Genomic DNA, 504 nt, shown 5'->3' on the forward strand with positions numbered 1-504 from the left:
GTGACGTGGATGGCACGTCGGCGCACCTGCATGGCCGGCAGCATCAACCCGCAGACCTTGCGCAGCGATGCATCATGGTTGCCAGGGATGTAGATGATTTCGGTCCCCGCAGCGCGCAGCGCGTGCAGCGCCTSGATCACCTCGCCGTGGGCCGGTCGCCAGGTAGCTCGGCGATGCGCTATCCACCACAGGTCGATGATGTCGCCTACCAGGTACAGGCGCGCGCAGCGCAGGCCGGCCAGGAACCGCGCCAGCTCGGCGGCATGGCAGTGCCGCGACCCCAGGTGGACATCGGAGAGGAATACCGCGCGGCGATGCGGCGCCAGCCGCGCCACCGCGCTCCTGCCAACGTTCGCGTCGCACTGCGTCTGCTGCTGCATGGCGTGCTCCCCCCAGGCCCGGCGGCCGGATGCGCCGAAGCCTGCGCCTGTCCCACTGCAGGCCGATGGCGGTTTGACGACAGCGGGATGACCGGCCCTGCTGTCGCGCAGCGCAGCCGCGGCG

General features: G+C 70.8%; 1 protein-coding gene. It reads right to left on the reverse strand.

The window, feature by feature from the left end:
* Positions 1-380: UDP-2,3-diacylglucosamine diphosphatase (locus ACXJKJ_RS32500; protein WP_457395891.1), on the reverse strand; the 380-nt coding region annotated here is incomplete at its 3' end.
* Between the last annotated feature and the right edge of the window lie 124 nt (positions 381-504).

It is taken from the genome of Roseateles sp. P5_E1, from assembly GCF_054049335.1.